Genomic DNA, 20,937 nt, shown 5'->3' with positions numbered 1-20,937 from the left:
ACAGCCCGCAATCTCATCTGCTTCAAGGGGAGGGTCGATCGATGCGCCGCCAGGCAGCCAGAGTCGTTCGTTTCGTCGCGCTTGGCGCATTCGCGTGCGCACAGGGCGCATGGGTGCAGGAACCTGCGCAAGCACGGCCCGCCACGCCGGTCCCCGCCACCGGGGCCACGGTCGCCGCACCGGCTGTCGTGGCGATCGAGCCGGTCGAGATTCCCTTTGCCTCCGCGCACGCCGCTTTCGTGCGCACGCCCAGTGCGCCGACCGCCTGGGGCGGACCGCGCACCGGTAGCGAGGCGACGCTGTCCGATCGCGTCGTGTCCTACCGCATCCAGGCTCGCCTCGATCCGGGGAAACACACCGTGGACGGCCAGCAGCAGCTGACCTGGCGCAATCGGAGCGACCGGCCCGTCGGCGCGGTGTTCCTGCACCTCTATCTCAATGCCTTCGAGGGCGAGGGGAGCACCTTCTTTACCGAACGGCGTGTACTTGCCGCGCACGGGGGCTCGCGTGGCGTCGCCGAGGTGAAAAAAGGCGAGTGGGGCTATATCGACCTGGGCAACGTGGAACAGGATGGCGCGGCGCTGAAGTGGCGCTACGTCCATCCCGATGGCGGCCCCGATACCGACCATACCGTGGTTCGCGTCGACCTGGCCCGGCCGGTCCCGGCGGGCGGAAGCGTCACGCTGGACATGAATTTCCACAGCCAGTTGCCACGCGTGATCGAGCGGACCGGCTATGTCGGCACGTTCCACCTCGTCGGCCAGTGGTTTCCCAAGATCGGCGTGCTGGAACTGCCTGGTGAGCGAGGTGCCACGGAGCCGCGCTGGAACGTGCACGAATTCCATTTCAACAGCGAGTTCTATGCGGACTTCGGTGAATACGACGTTCGCATGACCGTACCCCGGGATTACGTGGTGGCGGCCGTCGGCGAACAGCAGGGCGATCCCGTTCCGGAAGGCAACGAACTGACCTGGCATTTCTCCCAGGCCGATGTCCACGACTTCGCCTGGATGGCCGCGCCCCGCTACAAGACGCTGGAGGGCGGGTACACCGGTCCCGGCAGCCCGCCCATGAAGGTGAAGGTGGTCTATCCACCCGAGTACGAGGCAAGCGCGAAACCCGTCCTGAAGGCGACCATCGATTCGCTCGGTTACTTCTCGTCGACACTGGGCCCTTATCCCTACAAGACGGTGACCGCCGTGGTGCCGCCGTTCAACGCATCCGAAGCGGGCGGCATGGAGTACCCCACGTTCTTCACCGCGGATAGCTTCACCGAGGTGAAGCCGAAGACGCTCGACGAATACATCCTCGACTTCGTGACCATCCACGAGTTCGGCCATGGCTATTTCTACGGCTTGCTCGCCTCGAACGAATTCGAGGAGCCGATGCTGGACGAAGGCCTCAACGAATACTGGGACGACCGCATGCTGCGCGAACGCAAGCAGCGGGTATACCTGACCAAGCCGCTGTGGCAATTCTTCGGCGTGGAAGCGCCGATGGACGTATTCGCGCTCGAGCGGATGTTCGCCCTGCTGCCGCGTCCCTCCGACCCGCTCGGGCAGAACGCGTGGGACCGCCTGTCCAGCGCCGACTACGGCACGGTGTATTCGCGCACCGCCACGGCCATGCATGACCTGGAGGAACGCCTCGGCAAGGACGTGACGGAGAAGGCGTATCGCCAGTACTACGCGAGATGGCACTTCCGTCATCCGTCGATCGCCGACCTCCAGGCGTCGATCGCCGAGGTTTCGGGAAAACCCGATGTCGTGGCGCAGGTATTCGACCAGTACGTCTATGGCACGGCGCGTATCGACGACCGCGTGAAAGAGATCGTCAGCGAGGAAGTCTTGCCGCTCGCGGGAACCACGATAAAGGACGGTCATCGCGTCGAACTGTCGTCCGAGCAGAACGAGGAGGCTGTTTCGAAACAGCGAGAGGCATGGAAGAACGCACATCCCGATGCGGCCGACGGCACCGGTCCCTTCCCGTGGAAGACGACGGTCACGGTGTGGCGAGACGGTGCGCGCGTGCCGCAAACACTCAAGGTGTCGTTCGCGGACGGATCGGTCGAGACCGTCCACTGGGACGACGACCGTCGCTGGGCCCGCTTCGTCTTCACCCAGCCGGTGAAGGGCACGTCGGCCGAACTCGATCCGGACAGGAAGATCTACCTGGACGCGAACAAGCTCGACGACAGCCGTACCGTGGATGCCAACCACGCCGCATCGAATCGTTGGGGCGCCGATTTCGCGGCCCTGCTGCAGGGCCTCTACGCTTTCCTGGTGACGCTATGAACGACCGTCAGAAACGCTCGGCCATCGCGGCCATCGGCCACGGCGCACTCGGCGGCCTGCAATGGCGGCTGGTGCTGTTGTGGATACTTATCACCTTGCTGCCGACCCTGGTGGTCGCCTTGCCGTTGTGGAAGGTGCTCGACCGTCTGCTCGGGTATTCGGTGCATGCCGATACGTGGGCGGCGCACTTCGACGGACTGATGTTCTCCGATGTCTTCTCCGCCTTGCGCGATGCCAATGGATGGACGGGCATGGCCTTCGTGGCGGGGGTCCTGCTGACGCTGGCGGTGTCGCCATTCCTGACCGGCATGGCGGTGGCCGGTGGCCGAGCGAACCGGGCGCTCGGCTTTGGCGGACTGCTTCAAGGCGGGGCTATGGAATACGGACGCATGCTTCGCCTGATGATCCTGTCCCTGGTCCCTTATGGCTTGTTCGTCGTGGTGGCGCAGGGTGCGTCCACGTTCGCGGAGCGCAAGGTCGATGCCGCGTTCCTGCCCTCGACCGCCGACCTGTACCAGCACGGTGCGCTGGCGGTCGGCTTGTTGTTTTTCGTGATCGCCCAGGCGATCGTCGAATCGGCCCGCGCGCAGTTCATCGCCGACGTCGGCTTGCGTTCGGCCTTCCGCGCGCTGGGCAGGGGATTCATGCAGTTCGTCCGCCGCCCCTTTGCGAGCGTTTTCGTCTACCTGACGATCACCCTGGCGGGTGGCGTCCTGGCGGTGCTCATCGCCGCCTGGCGGGGACATACCACCGGTGCGGGTAGCGGGCTTCTGGCGGGCTTACTGATCGTCCAGCTCGGCGTGGCCGTCGTGGCATGGATGCGCACGTCGCGCCTGCTGGCACTGGCGGGGCTGGTGGCGGTCAATCCGCATCGGCGCCGCCGTACGGACTTCGCGCCGGCCTTGTAAGGGCACTTCAGCCGGCGCGGCGTACTTCGCGGTGCGGCGGGTAGTACGCGAACAGGTGTGTCGCGCCGCCGAGAAAATCGATGTTGTCGATGTGCTCGCCGCCCAGGCGCTCGGCGACGTGGTCGGAGGCTTCGTTGCCGATGCGCACGAGGCTGATCACACGCTGGGCGTGCATCTGCTTCCAGGCGAAATCGAGGATGGCTTCACCGGCTTCGGTGGCGTAGCCGTGGTGACGGTGCTCCGGCTTGAGCATCCAGCCCAGTTCGAGGTCGGGCCAGCCTTCGGGTTTCATCAGGCCCGCGCGGCCGATGAATTCGCCGGTGTCCTTCAGCTCGATCGCCCACATGCCGCAACCGCGCAGGGCCCAATGGCCCAGCAGCATGGCCATCGAGCGCCACGCGTTCATCCGGTCGAGCGGTTGCCCGTCACCGATCCAGCGCGTGCTTTCGGCGTCCGCGAGCATGGCCGCGTAATCGTCGAAATGGCGTTCGGTAAGGGCGGTGAGCCGCAGGCGCGGCGTTTCCAGAACGGGAATGTCTGCTATTGCCATCGAAGTGACCAAGTGTCAGCCGAGCAGTCGAGCCAGAGCGTGAGTGCTCAGCGCGAGGCTTTCCTGCCAGGACAAGCCGGTTATTTTCTCACCAGTGGCCGCGTCTTGGAAGCTTTCATCCTGGCCGGGGGACAGGAGGTGGCGGTAATCCACTGTGATTTCAGTGCCTTGCGGAAGGTCTTTAGCGGCGAAGATGAAGCCGAGGTGCCAGATGCCGGTGGGTTCGAAGCTATGGTTCACGTAGCACTCGTCCGGCCATTCGGGCGAAACGGTGTAGCGGTCCTCGAACCAGCGCGCGGCGGCGTGCAGGTCGGCGGACAGCGCGGGGGAGGCCATGATGTCGGCCCAGGCGTACGTGCGATCGATCTGGTCGGGGGCGGTGACGACACGCCCCGCGGCCACGAATTCGTCGACGAACAAGCCCTTGCCGGCGCCGGGAATGGCGGAATCGGCGATACGGTAACGCGGCAGGATCATTGGATCATCAAGCCCCTGTTCCTGGCGGGGGCGCAAGTGCGCCGCCGGCATGGGGCGCGAGTGTAGCGCGTTCGGCCGGCGGCGGTAGTGGCGAGGGGAGGAATAGGGGCTCAGTCTTCCTCGGCACCCGCCTTGGCCTTGGACGGCCTGGTCGCCTTGGTCTTCCTGGCCGCCTTGCCGCCATCCACCTGGATGGCGTCACGGTTGCGCTCGACCAGCGACGCCCCGATGCCTTTCACCTCGGCGAGCTGGTCGGCCGACTCGAAGGCGCCGTTCGCCTCGCGCCAGGCGACGATCGCCTGGGCCTTGGCCAGGCCGACACCGTCCAGCGACTGCGCGAGGGTCGGCGCGTCGGCGGTGTTGATGTTCACGGGTGACGAAGCGATAGCGAGCGGGGCGAGCAGCAGCAAGGCGAGCGCGGCGAGGGTGGCGAGATGACTGTTCACGTGGATTCTCCTCTTGGACAGCGTCGGACGACGCAGGGGCACTCTGCGTCGTGCCAGGGTTCGCGCGAACTGGCGCGACGACGAAATCCGGGTGAGGCGATGCCGCCGCGCATGCCGTGGGTGTGCCGACATCGCCCAAGGCGTCGCCGTCGTCGCTGTTACAATCGGCCTTTGCCCAACGAGTCCGGCCCGCCATGGATACCTCCCGCATTTCTTCCTTCGTCAGCGGCCTCTGGGACGCGGAAATCGTCCCGCAGCTGGTCGAGTACATCCGTATCCCGAACAAGTCGCCGATGTTCGACGCGCGGTGGCGGGAGCATGGCTACATGGACCAGGCGGTGGCGCTGATGGAATCGTGGGCGCGCTCGAAACTGCCCGCGCTCGAAGGCGCGTCGCTGGAAGTCATCCGCCTGGAAGGCCGTACGCCGCTGATCTACATCGACGTGCCCGCGCAAGGCTCGCAGGGCAAGGGCACGGATGAAACCGTCGTGCTTTACGGCCACCTCGACAAGCAGCCGGAGATGACGGGATGGTCCGAAGGCCTCGGTCCGTGGACGCCCGTGCTCAAGGGCGACAAGCTGTACGGCCGCGGTGGCGCGGATGACGGTTACGCCATCTTCGGGTCGCTGGCGGCGCTCCTCGCTCTGCGCGACCAGGGCGTGCCGCATGCGCGTTGCGTGATCCTCATCGAGGCCTGCGAGGAATCGGGCAGCTACGACCTGCCGTACTACGTGGACCATCTGGCCGGCCGCATCGGCAATCCCGCGCTCGTGGTCTGCCTCGACTCGGGCTGTGGCAACTACGACCAGCTCTGGCTGACCACGTCGTTGCGCGGCATGACCGGTGGCAACCTGACGGTGCAGGTGCTGGAAGAGGGCGTCCATTCCGGCGATGCCTCGGGCGTGGTGCCTTCGAGCTTCCGCATCCTTCGCGAGATCCTCGACCGCCTGGAGAATCCGCGGACGGGCGCGATCGTGCCGCCGGAACTCTACGTCGACATCCCGCCGCAGCGTCTCGAGCAGGCGCGGCGGTCGGCCGAGGTCCTGGGTACCGCCGTGTACGACAAGTTCCCCTTCGTCGAAGGCATGAAGCCGGCGACCGACGATCTCGCCGAACTCGTGCTCAACCGCACGTGGCGTCCCCAGCTCGCCGTCACCGGCGTCGGCGGCATGCCCGCGCTCGATAGCGCCGGCAACGTGCTGCGCCCGAAGACCTCGGTGAAGCTCAGCCTGCGCGTGCCGCCGACCCTCTCCGGCGCGGAAGCGGGCAAGTTCCTCAAGCAATTGCTCGAGAAGGACCCGCCGTATGGCGCGAAGGTCACCTTCGACCTGGAAAAGGACGGCAGCGGCTGGAACGCGCCGGCGTTGTCGCCCTGGCTCGAGGAAGCCGTCGCGAAAGCCTCGGAGCATTACTTCGGCGCGCCGGCGGCCTACATGGGCGAGGGTGGCAGCATTCCTTTCATGGGCATGCTCGGCGAGAAATTCCCGCAGGCGCAGTTCCTCATCACGGGCGTGCTGGGTCCGCACTCGAATGCCCACGGTCCGAATGAATTCCTGCACATTCCGACGGGCAAGCGCGTGAGCATGGTCGTGGCCGACGTCGTGGCGCGTCACTTCCAGGAAGCGGCGAAGGCATGAGCGACGACGCCGGCACGCTGGCCACGCGTCTCGCGGCGGTGCGCGAGTCGATCGCCACGGCTTGCCGCGAGGCCGGCCGCGACCCGGGCGAGGTGACCCTGCTGCCGGTCAGCAAGACCTTCGGCGAGGACGTGGTGCGCGAGGCGGTGGGGTTGGGCCTGCGTCGTTTCGGCGAGAACAAGGTGCAGGAAATCCAGGCCAAGGCCGCGGCGCTGGCCGACGAACGGCTCGACTGGGTCGTGATAGGCCACCTGCAGACCAACAAGGCCAAGGCGGTGGCGAAGCTTGCCGCCGAGGTGCAGTCGCTGGACCGGCTGGACCTCGCCGTGGCGTTGGACAAGGCCCTGCAGGCGCGGGGCCGGGCCATCGACGTGCTCGTCCAGGTGAAGACCTCGCGGGAGGAAAGCAAGTTCGGACTGGCACCGGAGGCCCTTCCCGGGTTCCTCGACGAATTGAAGGCCTTTCCTTCGCTTCGGCTACGGGGGCTGATGACGCTCGCCGAAGCCTCGTCGGACGAAGCCGTCGTAAGAGCCTGTTTTCGTACGCTGTATCGTCTTCGTGACAGGGCGCGTGACGCCGGCCATCCCGCCGATCGCCTGTCGATGGGCATGAGTGGCGATTTCGCGCTCGCGATCGCCGAGGGCAGCACCGAGGTGCGTATCGGCAGCGCGATCTTCGGAGCAAGGTCCTACAAGCCGGTGTGAGACCTGATGCACAGATTCGGTAACCGCCCCGCCGTGACGGCGCCGCCGGACCCTCACATAGGTGAAAGCAAGTCCTTATATCCGTTCAGAAATTAGCCTCTGTAGCCGCAGTTTCCTGCGACTTCTCTGAATGTTTCCTAGGAATGACCGTTTTTAACCTTATGCGAACAACTTGTTGAATCCGGTTTGGTAACTTCACCCCTCGTTCACGGTCGTCTCACCTTCACGGCGGCTTAACTTCACGATGAATAGGCCTTTTCGCTCATGCATTTAAAGCGACTGACCGCTCTCGCGTTAGCCACGTTTTGTATCGCCGCCGTAACACCCGTCATTGCCGACACGGTCACCGTCCCGCAGGGCCTCGACCAATCCGCCGCACTTCTCCTGACCGACCTGCCGGTGTTCGCCCCGGCCACTGCGCTCGCCCAGTCCGCCGTTCCCGATGCCACCTCGCTGATCGCACCCGCGCCAGCCGCCGCCAGCCAGGTCGCCGCCAACGACGACACCACCGCCGACGATGACGACGACAGCCTCGTCGCCGCCGCCACCGCCAAGCTGGCCGGCCACGTCGACGGTCATGCACGGGAGGCGCTTCTCGCCTTCGCGATGAAGCTGCGCGACATCCGTTACCACCGTGGTGGCCGTGCTCCGTCCACCGGTTTCGATTGCAGCGGCTTCGTCCGCTATGTGTTCATGCACAGCATCGGTCTCGACCTTCCGACCAATTCCGCCAGCCAGTTCCTCGCCGGCCTGAAGGTCAAGCGCAGCGAGATGAAGACGGGCGACCTGGTCTTCTTCCGCACACGCGGCAAAGCCGTGTCGCACGTAGGCATCTACATCGACAACGGCCAGTTCATCCATTCGCCGTCGGCGGGCAAGACCGTCCGTGTCGATAGCCTCAACGAGGCCTACTGGGCCAAGCACTTCGTCGGCGCCAAGCGCCCCGAAGGCATCGCAAAGATCTGACGGGCACCCTTCAACGCATATTTCCGAAACGGCATGCCCCGGCATGCCGTTTTTTTGTGCTGGCATTTGTGCCCGGACCTACTGGTGGGAGCCGACCTTGTCGGCGATCCCGCGGCAGTGGGCCGGTTGCATGCACGGCTCGGCTTCGCCCTCGCGGTTGGGGTGTGCGGGGCAGAGCCGTCGGCCGCCACCCTCGTCGCTCCGGTTGCACCGTCGCTCGGGAAGGGAAGCCGCTGCGCGGCCATGTCTTATGGCTGGCGCCCCGTCGCGCCCGTCGCGCCGGGCGGGGTTTCCGACTCGCCTTCCATGGCTCGGCGGAAACGGCCGGCCGTCCAGGCCGGCCCCCTGGCGGGCCTTTTCGCCCGTCGCTCCTCGGTTCCACACGTCGCGACGAGGGTGGCGGCCGACGGCTCTTCCGAGCACTGAGGTGGCGTGTGGCACAAGCAACGCCCGCGGCCCGGGGTGATGCTGTCCCCGGGTGGATGCCGTCTCCGTGTGAAACCCCCTCACGCGGGTGGGAAGCGGGCTGGCCCGCGATGCGCCACCCTGGGGCGAGCGAATGAGGCCGTGCATCTAGCGAGCGGTGACACGCCTCGCCCGATCAGTGCAAGGTCTCCTTCGCCAGTACGAAGATCGAGGACTCGCGGGCCAGCCCGCTTCCCACCCGGGTGCGGCACGCGACACGTGGCGAGCGGTGCTCTTCCCACCAACCCACCCCAGGGTCGAGAGAGCTGCCGGGCGTCACCCTCGGCGCGACATTAGGAGCCGAGGACGGGCGGGCGGAAAAGGCCCGTCAGGGGGCCGGCCAGGGATGGCCGGCCGTTTCCGCTGAGCCAGGAGGGCGAATCGGAAACCCCCGCCCGACCGTCCGAGCCCGAAGGGGCGCAGCCATCAAACACGGCCGCGCAGCGGCATCCTTGCCCAAGGGACGGCGACTACCGTCGCGCCGAGGGTGGCGCCCGGCAGCTCCCCCACCACGCACACAACGAATGCGAGGGCGAAGCCGAGCCCTCAAACAACCCACAAAAAAAAATCCACGATGAAGCGTCGCCCGCCAGCCACTATCCTTAGACGCATGCCCCGCCAGCCACCCCGCTCGCCGACATCGCGTCCGCGTCGCACCGCTACCCCCGTGTTCGGCCTCGCCCGCGTGCTTTCCAAGCGTGGCATCTGTTCGCGCAGCCAGGGCGAGCGGCTGGCGCGCGAGGGGAGGGTCAGGGTCGATGGCAGGATCGTGCGCGATCCCGAGTTTCCACTGGCGGGAAACGAGCGCATCGAAATCGACGGCGGTGCCGCGCAGGCCGTGGCGCCCGTTTATATCGCGATGAACAAGCCACGCGGCATCGTGGTATCGGCCGCGGACGAGCGGGGTCGTGACACGGTTTATTCACTGCTCGACGGGGCGGGTCTTCCCTGGTTGGGACCGGTGGGAAGGCTCGACAAGGCGAGTGAGGGATTGCTGCTGCTGTCGAACGACACGGCATGGGCCGCCGGAATCACCGAGCCGGCGACGCATGTGCCGAAGACTTACCACGTACAGGTGGCGGGACAGCCGGATGCGGCGACGGTCGCCGCGATGTGCGAAGGCGTGGTCGACGCGGGCGAGACCCTGCGTGCGGCTGCCGCCTCGCTGTTGCGCCAGGGCGAGCGCAATGCGTGGCTGGAAGTGACGCTGGACGAGGGGCGGAACCGGCACATCCGGCGCTTGCTGGCGGCGCTGGGCTTCGACGTGTTGCGGCTCGTGCGCGTGGCTATCGGTGATCTTGTCCTGGGGGATCTGGCCAAGGGGCAATGGCGGCATCTCGGCGATGCGGAAGTGGCGGGGTTGCGGAGCCTCAGTTCTTCAGCACACCCAGCTTCCGGCCCACCTTGGTGAACGCCGCGATGGCCTTGTCCAGGTGCTCGCGCGTATGCGCGGCACTCATCTGCGTGCGGATGCGCGCCTTGCCCTGCGGTACCACGGGGAAGAAGAAGCCGGTGACGTAGATGCCTTCGTCGAGCAGTTCCGCCGCCATGGCCTGCGCCTGCTTCGCGTCGTAGATCATCACCGGGACGATCGGGTGCTGTCCGGGGCGGATGTCGAAGCCCGCTTCGGTCATCTTCTCCCGGAAGTAGCGGGTGTTCTCCTTCACCTGCTCACGCAGGTCGCCGGCGGCGGCGAGCATGTCGAACACCTTGCTGCCCGCGGCCACCACGTGCGGCGGCAGCGAGTTGGAGAACAGGTAGGGACGGGAGCGCTGGCGCAGCAGTTCGATCACTTCGCGACGGCCCGTGGTGAAGCCGCCGAGGGCGCCGCCGAGAGCCTTGCCGAGGGTTCCGGTGATGATGTCGATCTTGTCGAGCACGCCGTGCAGCTCCGCCGAACCGCGACCGGTCTCACCGAGGAAGCCCGTGCAATGGCATTCGTCGATGTGCACCAGCGCGTCGTACTTGCGCGCGAGGGCGGTGATTTCGGCGAGCGGCGCGACGAAGCCGTCCATCGAGAACGCGCCGTCGGTGGTGATGAGCTTGGTCCGGGCGCCCGCGGCATCGGCCGCCTGCAACTGGGCCTCGAGATCGGCCATGTCGCAGTTGGCGTAGCGGAAGCGCTTGGCCTTGCACAGGCGAATGCCATCGATGATCGAAGCGTGGTTCAGCGCATCGGAGATGATCGCGTCTTCCTCGCCCAGCAGCGGCTCGAACAGCCCGCCATTGGCGTCGAAGCAGGCGGCATAGAGGATCGTGTCCTCCTTGCCGAAGAAGTCGGCGATCTTGCGCTCCAGCTCCTTGTGCAGGTCCTGCGTGCCACAGATGAAGCGCACGCTGGCCATGCCGAAACCATGGGTGTCCAGCGCATCCTTGGCCGCCTGGATCACCTCGGGATGGTCGGCCAGCCCCAGGTAGTTGTTCGCACAGAAATTGAGAACCTTCCGGCCGCCTTCCAGCTCGATCTCCGCCGACTGCGGAGAGACGATGATGCGCTCGTTCTTGAACAAGCCCTGCTCGCGGATGGAGTCGAGTTCGCTGGCGAAACGGGTTTGGCCGGGGTAGGTCATGACGGAGGTTTCCGGGGACGGAGGAATCTCCCGATTGTGAGGCCTTTGCACGAATGAGAAAACCTCGATCCCGGATGGCGTCAGTGCAGGCCGAAATCCACCCGGGTCGTCTTGCCCCCGTCATCGATACCCTTGGCGTCCGTCTTGGGCGCCACGACGAAGACCCGCTTGTCGTCCGTCTTGCCTTGCAGCCACTGGCGGACCGCATTGGCCCGGCGTTCCGCCAGATGGCGCAGGGCGTCGGCGTCGACCGGCATGTTGGTCTCCATCAACGTGCGCATTTCCTCCGGCGGCTGCGACTTGGTCAGGCCGATCATGTTCTTCGGCTTGGGGAACGATGCATGGCGATAGGCCCGTTCCAGGTATTTTTCCTGCTCGGCGGCCGTCGGCGGCGTGGTGTCGTCCTCCTTGTCGGCGACCTGCTCCTGGTGGATCAGGTCGTCGACCATGACGGTGCGGAGGCCGGATTCATCCTTGGACGGATCGATGCGGCCGACGATGTCCAGGCTGATCGACGGTTTGTCGGCCAACACCTTGACGATCTCGGCCAGCTTCGCCTGCGCGGTCGCGTCGAGCACGGCGGAGCCGGGGGCGAACTCCACGTAGCCGAGGTCCTCGCGGCCGCCACCCGCCGAGGCGAGCAGGCGGAATGGAGAGGTGACCGCTTTCACGATCAGGTTGCCGATGGCGCGCCAGACCAGGCCGCCCACGCTGAAATGCGGATCGTCCAGCGATCCGGACACGGGCACGCGTACGTCGATGCGACCCTGGGAGTCCTTCAGCAGCGCCACCGCCAGCTTCACCGGCAGATGGCTGATCCCGGGACCTTCGAGCCTGTCGCCGAAGGTCAACTGGTCGATGAAGATATGGTTGTCCGCCGTCAGCTTGCGCTGGTCGAGCAGGTAGTGCACGTCGACGTTGAGCCGCCCCTTGGTGATCGGGTAACCGGCGTACTTACCCGAGTACGGCGAGAGGTTGGCGAGCTGGATGCCTTCCGCCTTGGCCGTGATATCCAGCGAGGCCACCGGCGCGAGCGGATTGATCGTGCCGGCGATGTCCACCGGCGCGTTGTCGTCGAGCTGGCCTTGCAGGGTCAGGTCGGCGGGCGGTGAACCGCCGTCCGTGCCGAAGGCACCGATCTTGCCGGTCAGGCGCGTCACGTCCGCGGTGTAGTTGGGCTTGATGAAGTTGTCGGTGTAGTTGAGGTGGCCCCTGGTCAGGGTGACCTGGCCGATGCGGATGTCCGCCGCCGGCGCGGCCGGCGTGGCGGCAGGAGACTCGGTCGTCGGTGCGGCCGGCGCGGGCGTGGCCTGCGCCTGGGTGACCGAGACGGCCCCGGGTGCTTCCGGATTGGCGACGACATCCTGGAGGTTCAGACGTCCGTTCGCGTTGATGATCACGCGGGCATAGAAGTCGTCCAGCGCCAGGCCGCCGATGGCGACATGGGGCACCGCCTCGCCCATGCGAATGACCATGTTGCTGGCGCTGAGCGAGGTCCAGCGAAGGAAATCGGCGTCGGTCAGCTTGTCCAGCACGCGCACGCGACCGAGCGTGGCCTGGCCGCGATAGGCGATCCGGGCGGGCGCATTGCCGCGATCGTTATAACGAACTTGTCCGTCGAGGCTGAGCAGGCCGCTGTCCACGCGCACGTTCAACGGTACCGTCACCAGCGATTGCAGCGGAGCCACGTCGAGTCGCGTGGTCTTGACCCGCAGGTCCGCATCGAGTGGTTGCGGTTTCACCTTGCCGGTGACCGCGAAAGCACCTTTGCCGAGGTTGCCCTTGAGGTCGACGGTGAGTGGGCGGGTCATGTCGTTGGACAGGCCGTCGATGCCGAACGACGTGGCCTGCATCGCGATCGTGTTGCGCTTGCCTGGTGCCTTGGCGTCGCGCAGGGTGACCGTCCCTTCGTTCACGCCGAGGTGAGCGATGCTCCAGCGCCACGCCGCTGACGGGGCTGCCGGTCTGGCGGGCGCGGCGGGCGTCTTCACGATGCCCGCGAGATCGAGGTTGCCGTTGGCGAGGCGTTGCAGGTCGAGTGCCAGGCCGTCGAGCGTGAGCTGGTCGAGACGTGCCTCGCTGGTGGCGAGATCGACCAGCGCGATGGACGCCGCCATCGATTTCCACGTCACCGGCGAAGCGCGTCCGTTCCGCGGCACGAGCTGGAATCCGTCCAGCTTCGCCTTGGCGTTCGAGATGCGGACGATGGCGGCGTTCTGCCAGTCCAACGCCAGGTCACCGTTCGCACCGACGCTGCCACCGGTGATGTCGGCGTTCAACAGCGGCGGCGTCAGCGGCATCAACGCGGTGAGCGATACGTCCGCCAGGGACAGCTTGCCCGCGTAACGGGCCGCGGCGAGGTCCAGCTTGCCTTGCGTGGCGATCGTGCCGCCGGCCATGCGGGCGGCGACGTCGAGCAGGGCGGTGGGCGCGGCGACGGTGCTGAGCCCGCGCAGGCTGGCTTGCACATGGTCGAGGACCAGGCGCGCGGGTGCCGGCGCGGCGAGGTCGGCGTATTCGATCCGCGAATCCTTGAGCGTGAGGTTGTCGATGCGGACGTCGGTCGCGGGCGCGTCCTTTGCCGGCGCGGCGGACGGCGCCGTCAACGCGTCGATATTGCTGCGACCGCCCGGAAGCCGCGCGTAGCGCACGTCGAGACCGTCGAGGGCGACGGTGCCGAGGCGATAGCGGGAGGTCAGCGGTTCCAGCGCCGTCAGCGCCGCGTCGCCATGGCCGAGCGCGAGCAGCGAAGCGCCACCCTTGTCGTTCACCTGCAGGCCGTCGATGGTCAGGCGGCCGCTCAACACCACGCGCGGCTTGTCCTCGTTCATCGTGAAACGCAGGTCGAGCAGGCCGGACAGTTTCCCAGCCGGCACGGCGACAGGAAGCGGGGCCGGCACGAAACCGAGGTAGCGGGGCAGGTCCAACTGGTCGAGCCGGAAACTGACCATGGACTCGCGGCTGCTGGCGAATGGCTTGGTCTGTCCCTGCACGCGCAGCGGGCTACCGTCGACGTTCATCGCCAGCAGCGGCTGCACGAAGATGTCCGTGGCGCTGGGCAGGCTGGCAATGAAGGGAATGCCGATGTCGATATGGTCGAGGCGATGGGTGGCGTCGAGCACGCGGTCGTCGAAATCGACCTGGCCGCCATGCACGGCGATATTGGATAGCGCGAACCTGGCCGGGCCCGTGTCGGGGGCGGCGGGGTCCGTCGCGAAGCGCTCGAGGATGTCCGAGAAATTGAAACGTTGCGGCGCGCTGCGTTGGAGGTGGATCCGGGGCTCGTCGATGCGCAGTTCGTCGAGGATCGGAGCGGCCCGGAACAGCGAGGCCCAGGAAGCGTTCGCCGTCAGTCGCTCGATATCGACGAAGGGCGTCTTGCCGTCGCGCTCGCCGATGTGCAATCGCTCGGCGGTCAGTTTCAAGGTGAACGGGTTGAGGCTGATCGAGCCGAGGGTGACCGGCCGGCCCAGCGCCGCGCTGGCGCGCGACTCGACCTGCGAACGGATCAGTGGCGGCGCGGCGAAGAAGCCGAGCAGGCCGAAGACGACGAGCGCGATCAACAAGCCGACGGTGATGCGCCGGGTCCGGCGTGACCGATAGACGGTGAGGGCGCGTTCGTGCCCCTTCCGCCAGTAAAGCTTGCCGCGTGTCTTGAATGTTTCCATACCGCCGCTCCTTCACCCCATGGCCCCCGGGGGGCAGTGTACCCGGCGGGGGCGCTGGTGGGAGCGCGGTCAGGCGACGTGGATCAGGTCCACGAGCAGACGACCTTGCCGCAGTTGCCGGCGTCCATCAGGTCGAAGCCTTTCTGGAAGTCGTCGATTGCGATCTGGTGCGTAAGCACCTTCTGCAGCGGGAAGCCGGTCAGCACCATCTGGGTCATCTTGTACCAGGTCTCGTACATGCGGCGTCCGTAGATGCCCTGGAGGGTGAGGCCTTTGAAGATCACCTTGTCCCAGTCGATCCCCGCGCCGCGCGGCATGATGCCGAGCATGGCGATCTTGCCGCCGTGGTACATGCATTCGAGCATGTCGCCGAAGGCACGCGGATTGCCGCTCATCTCCAGGCCAACGTCGAAGCCTTCGATGTGCAGGTCCTTCACCGTGTCCTTGAGCGACTGCTTGGACACGTTGACCACACGCGTGGCGCCCATGTCGGCGGCCAGCTTCAGGCGATAGTCGTTCACGTCGGTGACCACGACGTTGCGGGCACCGACATGCTTGGCGATGCCGGCGGCGATGATGCCGATCGGGCCGGCACCGGTAATCAGCACGTCCTCGCCGATCAGGTCGAACTCCAGCGCGCAATGCGCGGCGTTGCCGTACGGATCGAAGAAGGCGGCCAGCTCCGAGGGAATCTGGTCGGGGATCGGCCACAGGTTCGAGGCCGGCATGGTCATGTACTCGGCGAAGGCACCGTTGCGGTTCACGCCGATGCCGATGGTGTTCGGACACAGGTGCTGGCGCCCCGCGCGGCAGTTGCGGCAATGGCCGCAGACGATATGGCCTTCCGCCGAGACGCGGTCGCCGACCTTGTAGCCGGTGACGCCCGGCCCGATCTCCGCGATGCGGCCGACGAACTCGTGGCCGATGGTGAGGCCGGGCGTGATCGTGCGCTGGGACCACTCGTCCCACTTGTAGATGTGCAGGTCGGTGCCGCAGATGGCGGTCTTCTCGATCTTGATCAGGACTTCGTTCGGGCCGGCCTGCGGCACCGGAACTTCTTCCATCCAGATACCTTGCTCGGGCTTGCGCTTGACCAGCGCCTTCATCGTCTGCTGCATGGGGCTCGTGGGTTCCGTGCGGGGGAGGCCCGCGGCGCGGACCTAAACCGGCATTATAAGCCGCACCGGCCCCGGATCGTGGTGCGTCGCGCCATTGCCAGTGGCCCGCTGGGCCTCTATGGTCGGGACGCTCTGCACGACCCACAGGGGACGACGAAACATGCGAATCCGCTCGATGATGCTGGGAGCCGCCATGGCGCTGGCGCTGGACGCGAAAGCCGACGAGGGCATGTGGTTGCCCTCGCAACTGCCCGGAATTGCGAAGAACCTCAAGGATGCCGGCTTCCTTGGCGATCCGAAGGACCTCGCCGACCTGACCCGTGCGCCGCTCAACGCGGTGGTCAAGGTGGGCGGCGGGACGGGTTCCTTCGTCTCGGCCGACGGCCTGGTGGTCACCAACCACCACGTGGCCTTCGGCGTCATCCAGTACAACTCGAAGCCGGAACGCGACCTCATCGCCGATGGCTACGTGGCACCGGATCGCGCCGGCGAACTGCCGGCCAACCCCGACTACCGGCTTCGCGTCACGGTCGGTTTCGACAAGGTCACCGATCGCATCCTGGCGCAGGCCAGGGGCAAGACGGGCCGGGCCTATTACGATGCCGTCGATGCCGCGAGCAAGGCGCTGGTGGCCGAATGCGAGACCGAAGAGGGCATCAAGTGCAGCGTCGCCAACATGTTCTACGGGCGCGATTTCTACCTCGTGAAACAACTGGAACTGCGTGACATCCGCCTCGTCTACGCGCCGCCACGCGCGATCGGCAACTACGGCGACGAGATCGACAACTTCGTCTGGCCACGCCACGCGGGCGATTTCACCATCCTGCGCGCCTACGTCGGGCGCGACGGCAAGCCGGCCGATTATTCGCCGGACAACGTGCCTTACCATCCGCCCTCGCACCTCAAGCTCGCCACCGACGGCGTCGCCGAAGGCGACTTCGTGATGCTCGCCGGCTATCCCGGCATCACCTATCGCCATCGCACGGCGGCCGAGTTCGCCGACCAGGTGGAATGGCGGCTGCCGACGTCGGTGGCCGTGCTGAAGGCACTCCAGGACGTGATCGAAGCCCAGGGCAAGGCCGACAAGGAAGCCGGCATTCGTTATGCGTCGCAACTGCAAACGCTGAAGAACGGGATCAAGCGATTCAGCGGCGAACTGGAAGGCTTGCAGCGTAGCGACGCCGTCGCCATCCGCCGCGACGACGAAACCGCGATGTTGTCGTGGCTCGCGGGGCAGCCCGACGGGAAGGCGTTGAAACCGGAAATCGATCAGGTCATGACCCTGATCGCCCAGGGCAAGGACGTGCGCGAGCGTGACCTGCTGGTCGGGCTGCTTTCCACGCAGACCCAGCTCATGCGTGGCGCCCTGGCAGTCGATCGTCTTTCCGTGGAGCGGCCCAAGGCGGACGCGGCGCGCGAGACGGGCTACCAGAAGCGCGACGAGGAACTGATCCGGAGCCAGCTGAAGCAGGTGCAGCGCCGATACGATCCGCGCGTGGAGAAGGCACTGGTGACGTCGCTGATGCTTCGCTACCAGCGACTGCCCGATGCCCAGCGGCTTCCCGAAGTGGACAAGGTGTTCGGCCGCACGCCCACCGAACTCGCGCAAGCGCTGGATCGCCTCTATGCCGCGACGAAGTTCGGCGACGAAGCCGAGCGCCTGCGGCTGTTCACCGCCGCCCCGGCGGAGATCGAAAAGAGTGGCGACGCGCTGTTGGTGGCGGCACGCATCCTGCGTCCCGCCTTGCTGCGCATCGAGGACGAGCGCAAGGCCCGCGAAGGCGATCTGTTGCGCCTGCGTCCCGCCTACATGCAGGCCCTGATCGCTTACCGCGAGAAGCAGGGCAAGGCAGTATACCCCGATGCCAATGCGACCCTGCGCGTCAGCTACGGCAAGGTCACCCCCTTGATGGCCCGCGACGCGGTCACCTATGCCCCATTGACCACGGTCGCCGGCATCGTCGAGAAGAACACAGGCAAGGAGCCCTTCGACGCGCCGAAGCCGTTGCTCGACGCCATCCGGAAGGGCGATTTCGCTGGATACGCCGATCCGAAGTCAGGCGCCATGCCGGTCGACTTCCTGAGCAACCTCGACACCACGGGGGGCAACTCGGGTTCGCCGGTGTTGAACGCGAAGGGCGAACTGGTCGGCCTCAACTTCGACAGCAACTGGGAAGCGGTCAGCGCCAGCTGGATGTACGACCCGCGCTACAAGCGCGCCATCCATGTCGACATGCGCTACATGCGCTGGCTGATCGACAAGGTGTACCCGTCGCCCTCCCTGCTGCGCGAACTGGGCGTTCCGGCTGGTAGACGATCAATTTAAGCAGCTGATTCGTCCGCGCCCCGCCGCCGCTCCACAGCGAACTGAATATCTCGACATCCAACCGAATGGGAATGCATGGCACCGACATTTGATCTTCTGGGAAGGGCTGGACGGCTGCTTGGCTTTGCAGCCATCGCGGTGGCATCCGTGCACGGCAAGGCTGTCGCGATGGATGTCCAGCCGAATGCTCAAGAAGCCGTCACGGTCGACGGCGGAGAAACCATCGCCATCGGCGGCGTGAAGAACATTCTTATCCGCGCCCGCGATCCCAAGGGAAGCATGCTTCTGCTGACGGGTGGCGATGGCCGGCTGAATGTCATGGCCGGCGCACGGTTCACCGATGCCGCCGACAACGTTCTGATTCGCAATCGCGATGCTTTCGTGCGTGGGGGCTACAACGTCTTGCTGGTCGACCTGGGAGCGAATCTTGCCGGCGCTGTCGACTATATGGCCGGGCTGAAACGCCCGGTGATCGTCGTCGCGACCAGCAAGGGGACGCAGCGCGCGGCGGAAGGTCTGGCGCAAGGTGCCAGACCGGACAGGCTGGTGCTGTCCTCCGGCTTCCTCAGCGAGGCATCGGGGCCAGGGGACAGTGTGGTTTCCTTGCTGAAATCACCGGCGCTGCTGCCTCGGACGCTGGTGCTCCATCATCGCGACGATCACTGCCGTTGGACCCATCCCGCGGGTGTGGCTCCCTTCCAACAGTGGGGAGGCAGCCGCGTCGAGGTTGCCTGGATGAGCGGCGGCAAGGATGACGATGAGAATCCTTGCCGGTTCAGCGCCCATCATGGCTTTGCCGGCCAGGACGAAGCGTTCGTATCGCGCGTCCTGGAGTTCATCGGGCGATAGCGTCGTCGCGGGTGCACCAGGGTGGCACAAGAAACGTCCAGCGCTTATTTCAGAAGCGCATCGCGGATCGCCGCCCCCACGCCCGAAGCCGACTGCGGGTTCTGTCCGGTGATCAGGCGGCCATCCACGACGACCTTGCTGGTCCACATCGGCGCCGCTTCGTGCAGCGCGCCGACTTCCTTGAGCTTGTCGGCGAGCAGGAAGGGCACGACGTCGGACAGGCCCACGGCGTTCTCTTCTTCATTGGTAAATGCACTAACGTGCTTGCCGGCGACGAGATAGCTGCCGTCGGCGAGCTTGACGTTGACCAGCGCCGCGGGACCGTGGCAAACGGCGGCGACGATACCGCCTCGCTCATAGATGGCCTGAGTGACGCGCGCCACGTCGGGGCTGGCGGGGAAGTCCCACATCGCGCCGTGGCCACCGGCGAAATAGATGGCCGAATACCGCGACGGGTCGACCTGGTCGAGCTTGAGGGTGTGTTTCATGGCTTCGCGGAACGATGCGTCGTTCCAGAAACGGGCATTGATCTTGTCGCCGAGTTCCAGGCCATCGACCGGCGGCTCGCCGCCCTGGATGGATGCGAATTCGACCGGGATGCCTGCATCCTTCAGCTCGGCGAGCGGATGGGTCACTTCGCCGAGGTAATAGCCAGTGGGCTGGCCGGTGCTGCCCTTGATGCCGTGGCTGGTGACGACGAACAGGACGGGCTTGAGTTGGCTGGACGGCTTCATGGGATGGACTCCTTGGGTCTGGGAGGTGCCGGCAAAGGCGAGGGCGCTCATGGTTAGCAGGAGGAGAGGGGCTAGCAGTCGTTTCATCGCTGGACTCCTGAAGGGAATGGAGAGCACTCTATTGATCCCCATGAAGGCGATAAACCGGCATGCTGGACAATCATTAGTTCTCAAGGAGACAAGATGGGACGCCGGTTCGACTACCTGGACGACGTGGAAGCCTTCGTTGCCGTGGCCGACCACGGCTCGTTCACGGCCGGTGCGGCCGCACTCTCCACGACGGCGTCAGTGCTGAGCCGTGCGGTGGTCAGGCTGGAAACGCGACTGGGCAACCAGCTGCTGCGCCGAACGACCCGTCGCCTGAGCCTGACGGACGCTGGACGGCAATACCTGGAGCAAGTGCGCGCAGCCTTCGCCATGCTCGGTGATGCCGAACGGGATGCACAGGGCGCTGCCAGCCAGCTGACCGGGCAAGTGCGTCTCAGTGCGCCCACCAGCTATGGCCATTACCGCCTGCCGCGCCTGCTGGCCCGTTTCACCGAATTGCACCCGGATGTGCAAGTGGAAGTGAACATCACCAATCGCAACGTCGACCTCGTAGCGGAAGGATTCGATCTGGCCATCCGCATGGGGCAATTCCCCGACAGCGGCCTGGTCGTGCGCAAGTTGGAGGATGCCGCGCTTTGCCTCGTAGTCTCGCCGGCGTACCTCGCGCGCAAGGGCGCCCCTTCATCCCTGGAGGAACTGCAGGCGCACGACTGCCTGTCGTTCGTCATGCCGCGCACGGGACGCATCGCGGCCTGGTCGTTGCGGTACGAGGAAACGGACATCGAATGGACGCCCCCGGACCGCCTCCGGATTTCGGACGACGTGCTCGGCACGGCCTCGCTGGCCACCGCCGGCATGGGCATCGCGCAGACCTACGACTTCATTGCCGCGGAGCGGATCCGCTCCGGCGCCCTGGTCGAAGTGCTGCCGCGGCTGCGCGGCCGCACGCGGCCCTTCTCCGTGGTCTATGCGCCACATCGGCGCCAATCGACGGCGACGCGCTCATTGATCGAACACTTATGCGCGACGGGCGGGTTCTAGCAGACGTTCAGAAAGGAGCGATGGGCGAGTTGTCAGGGTCGAGGACACAAGCGTGACCTCCGGCACGTACGCGCCGGAGCGCGATTCGCCAGGATTGGCGTTACATTATAACAATTACTTCAGTATCGCAGCTTGG

16 protein-coding genes are annotated in these 20,937 nt (G+C 66.0%); 9 read left to right on the top strand and 7 right to left on the bottom strand.

The window, feature by feature from the left end; all coding sequences use genetic code 11:
• The first annotated feature begins 41 nt into the window (after positions 1–41).
• Together ACR9Y6_RS08630 and ACR9Y6_RS08625 are read left to right on the top strand one after the other, a co-directional pair.
• Positions 42–2,294 (top strand): M1 family metallopeptidase, encoded by a 2,253-nt coding sequence (locus ACR9Y6_RS08630; protein WP_481280916.1) that lies wholly within the window; start codon positions 42–44, stop codon positions 2,292–2,294.
• A complete protein-coding gene (locus tag ACR9Y6_RS08625; protein ID WP_481280915.1) occupies positions 2,291–3,202 on the top strand; it encodes a hypothetical protein in 912 nt (303 codons plus the stop codon). Before ACR9Y6_RS08630 ends, ACR9Y6_RS08625 begins: the two co-directional genes overlap by 4 nt.
• 7 nt (positions 3,203–3,209) lie before the next feature.
• On the opposite strand, the gene ACR9Y6_RS08620 is transcribed toward ACR9Y6_RS08625, so the two are convergent.
• The 3 genes from ACR9Y6_RS08620 to ACR9Y6_RS08610 all read right to left on the bottom strand — a co-directional run bounded on the left by ACR9Y6_RS08620 (position 3,210) and on the right by ACR9Y6_RS08610 (position 4,675).
• Entirely contained in the window at positions 3,210–3,746 is a 537-nt protein-coding gene (locus ACR9Y6_RS08620) for a GNAT family N-acetyltransferase (protein ID WP_306847975.1), read from the bottom strand.
• A gap of 21 nt (positions 3,747–3,767) precedes the next feature.
• On the bottom strand, positions 3,768–4,229 hold the full coding sequence (locus ACR9Y6_RS08615) for an SET domain-containing protein-lysine N-methyltransferase (protein ID WP_481280914.1): 462 nt from the start codon (positions 4,227–4,229) through the stop codon (positions 3,768–3,770).
• Between the two features lie 110 nt (positions 4,230–4,339).
• Positions 4,340–4,675: a ComEA family DNA-binding protein gene (locus ACR9Y6_RS08610; protein ID WP_481280913.1), complete on the bottom strand. Its 336-nt coding sequence runs from the start codon at positions 4,673–4,675 to the stop codon at positions 4,340–4,342.
• Between the two features lie 194 nt (positions 4,676–4,869).
• Between ACR9Y6_RS08610 and ACR9Y6_RS08605 the strand changes: the two genes are divergently transcribed.
• The 4 genes from ACR9Y6_RS08605 (at position 4,870) to ACR9Y6_RS08590 (ending at position 9,858) form a co-directional block, all read left to right on the top strand.
• Positions 4,870–6,312, top strand: coding sequence for a M20 family metallopeptidase (locus tag ACR9Y6_RS08605; protein ID WP_481280912.1), 1,443 nt, complete (start codon positions 4,870–4,872; stop codon positions 6,310–6,312).
• The gene (locus tag ACR9Y6_RS08600) at positions 6,309–7,016 is read left to right on the top strand and encodes a YggS family pyridoxal phosphate-dependent enzyme (RefSeq protein ID WP_481280911.1); all 708 of its coding nucleotides are present in this window, start codon (positions 6,309–6,311) and stop codon (positions 7,014–7,016) included. Before ACR9Y6_RS08605 ends, ACR9Y6_RS08600 begins: the two co-directional genes overlap by 4 nt.
• A 264-nt stretch (positions 7,017–7,280) precedes the next feature.
• A complete protein-coding gene (locus ACR9Y6_RS08595; RefSeq protein WP_481280910.1) occupies positions 7,281–7,982 on the top strand; it encodes a C40 family peptidase in 702 nt (233 codons plus the stop codon).
• Positions 7,983–9,021: 1,039 nt separating this feature from the next.
• On the top strand, positions 9,022–9,858 hold the full coding sequence (locus tag ACR9Y6_RS08590) for a pseudouridine synthase (RefSeq protein ID WP_481280909.1): 837 nt from the start codon (positions 9,022–9,024) through the stop codon (positions 9,856–9,858).
• Here ACR9Y6_RS08590 and kbl read toward each other — a convergent pair.
• The 3 genes from kbl to tdh all read right to left on the bottom strand — a co-directional run bounded on the left by kbl (position 9,818) and on the right by tdh (position 15,791).
• Positions 9,818–11,017, bottom strand: coding sequence for a glycine C-acetyltransferase (kbl, locus tag ACR9Y6_RS08585; RefSeq protein WP_481280908.1), 1,200 nt, complete (start codon positions 11,015–11,017; stop codon positions 9,818–9,820). The two genes, ACR9Y6_RS08590 and kbl, sit on opposite strands and share 41 nt — an antisense overlap.
• Before the next feature lie 80 nt (positions 11,018–11,097).
• Positions 11,098–14,685 (bottom strand): DUF748 domain-containing protein, encoded by a 3,588-nt coding sequence (locus tag ACR9Y6_RS08580; protein WP_481280907.1) that lies wholly within the window; start codon positions 14,683–14,685, stop codon positions 11,098–11,100.
• An 83-nt stretch (positions 14,686–14,768) separates the two neighbouring features.
• Entirely contained in the window at positions 14,769–15,791 is a 1,023-nt protein-coding gene (tdh, locus tag ACR9Y6_RS08575; protein ID WP_481282708.1) for an L-threonine 3-dehydrogenase, read from the bottom strand.
• Between the two features lie 172 nt (positions 15,792–15,963).
• On the opposite strand from tdh, the gene ACR9Y6_RS08570 reads away from it, so the two are divergent.
• The gene (locus tag ACR9Y6_RS08570) at positions 15,964–18,129 is read left to right on the top strand and encodes a S46 family peptidase (protein WP_481280906.1); all 2,166 of its coding nucleotides are present in this window, start codon (positions 15,964–15,966) and stop codon (positions 18,127–18,129) included.
• 75 nt (positions 18,130–18,204) lie between these two features.
• The gene (locus ACR9Y6_RS08565; RefSeq protein ID WP_481280905.1) at positions 18,205–18,978 is read left to right on the top strand and encodes a hypothetical protein; all 774 of its coding nucleotides are present in this window, start codon (positions 18,205–18,207) and stop codon (positions 18,976–18,978) included.
• A 44-nt stretch (positions 18,979–19,022) separates the two neighbouring features.
• Here ACR9Y6_RS08565 and ACR9Y6_RS08560 read toward each other — a convergent pair whose 3' ends face one another.
• Positions 19,023–19,712, bottom strand: coding sequence for a type 1 glutamine amidotransferase domain-containing protein (locus tag ACR9Y6_RS08560; RefSeq protein ID WP_481280904.1), 690 nt, complete (start codon positions 19,710–19,712; stop codon positions 19,023–19,025).
• A gap of 183 nt (positions 19,713–19,895) precedes the next feature.
• Here ACR9Y6_RS08560 and ACR9Y6_RS08555 point away from each other — a divergent pair, with 183 nt between their 5' ends.
• Positions 19,896–20,801, top strand: coding sequence for a LysR family transcriptional regulator (locus ACR9Y6_RS08555; RefSeq protein ID WP_481280903.1), 906 nt, complete (start codon positions 19,896–19,898; stop codon positions 20,799–20,801).
• The last annotated feature ends 136 nt before the right edge of the window (positions 20,802–20,937 follow it).

The sequence above is a fragment of the Luteibacter sp. TLI7-4A genome, from assembly GCF_056754745.1.
Note: the sequence above shows the minus strand (reverse complement) of the source record. Positions and strands in the feature narration are given on the sequence as shown.

Bases quoted from the DNA above. Each gene is read 5' to 3' on its own strand.
- ACR9Y6_RS08600 (WP_481280911.1), top strand. From the start codon at position 6,309: ATGAGCGACGACGCCGGCACGCTGGCCACGCGTCTCGCGGCGGTGCGC.
- ACR9Y6_RS08560 (WP_481280904.1), bottom strand. From the start codon at position 19,712: ATGAAGCCGTCCAGCCAACTCAAGCCCGTCCTGTTCGTCGTCACCAGC.
- ACR9Y6_RS08590 (WP_481280909.1), top strand. From the start codon at position 9,022: ATGAAGCGTCGCCCGCCAGCCACTATCCTTAGACGCATGCCCCGCCAG.
- tdh (WP_481282708.1), bottom strand. From the start codon at position 15,791: ATGAAGGCGCTGGTCAAGCGCAAGCCCGAGCAAGGTATCTGGATGGAA.
- ACR9Y6_RS08565 (WP_481280905.1), top strand. From the start codon at position 18,205: ATGGCACCGACATTTGATCTTCTGGGAAGGGCTGGACGGCTGCTTGGC.
- ACR9Y6_RS08555 (WP_481280903.1), top strand. From the start codon at position 19,896: ATGGGACGCCGGTTCGACTACCTGGACGACGTGGAAGCCTTCGTTGCC.
- kbl (WP_481280908.1), bottom strand. From the start codon at position 11,017: ATGACCTACCCCGGCCAAACCCGTTTCGCCAGCGAACTCGACTCCATC.
- ACR9Y6_RS08625 (WP_481280915.1), top strand. From the start codon at position 2,291: ATGAACGACCGTCAGAAACGCTCGGCCATCGCGGCCATCGGCCACGGC.
- ACR9Y6_RS08630 (WP_481280916.1), top strand. From the start codon at position 42: ATGCGCCGCCAGGCAGCCAGAGTCGTTCGTTTCGTCGCGCTTGGCGCA.
- ACR9Y6_RS08595 (WP_481280910.1), top strand. From the start codon at position 7,281: ATGCATTTAAAGCGACTGACCGCTCTCGCGTTAGCCACGTTTTGTATC.
- ACR9Y6_RS08605 (WP_481280912.1), top strand. From the start codon at position 4,870: ATGGATACCTCCCGCATTTCTTCCTTCGTCAGCGGCCTCTGGGACGCG.
- ACR9Y6_RS08615 (WP_481280914.1), bottom strand. From the start codon at position 4,229: ATGATCCTGCCGCGTTACCGTATCGCCGATTCCGCCATTCCCGGCGCC.
- ACR9Y6_RS08570 (WP_481280906.1), top strand. From the start codon at position 15,964: ATGCGAATCCGCTCGATGATGCTGGGAGCCGCCATGGCGCTGGCGCTG.
- ACR9Y6_RS08580 (WP_481280907.1), bottom strand. From the start codon at position 14,685: ATGGAAACATTCAAGACACGCGGCAAGCTTTACTGGCGGAAGGGGCAC.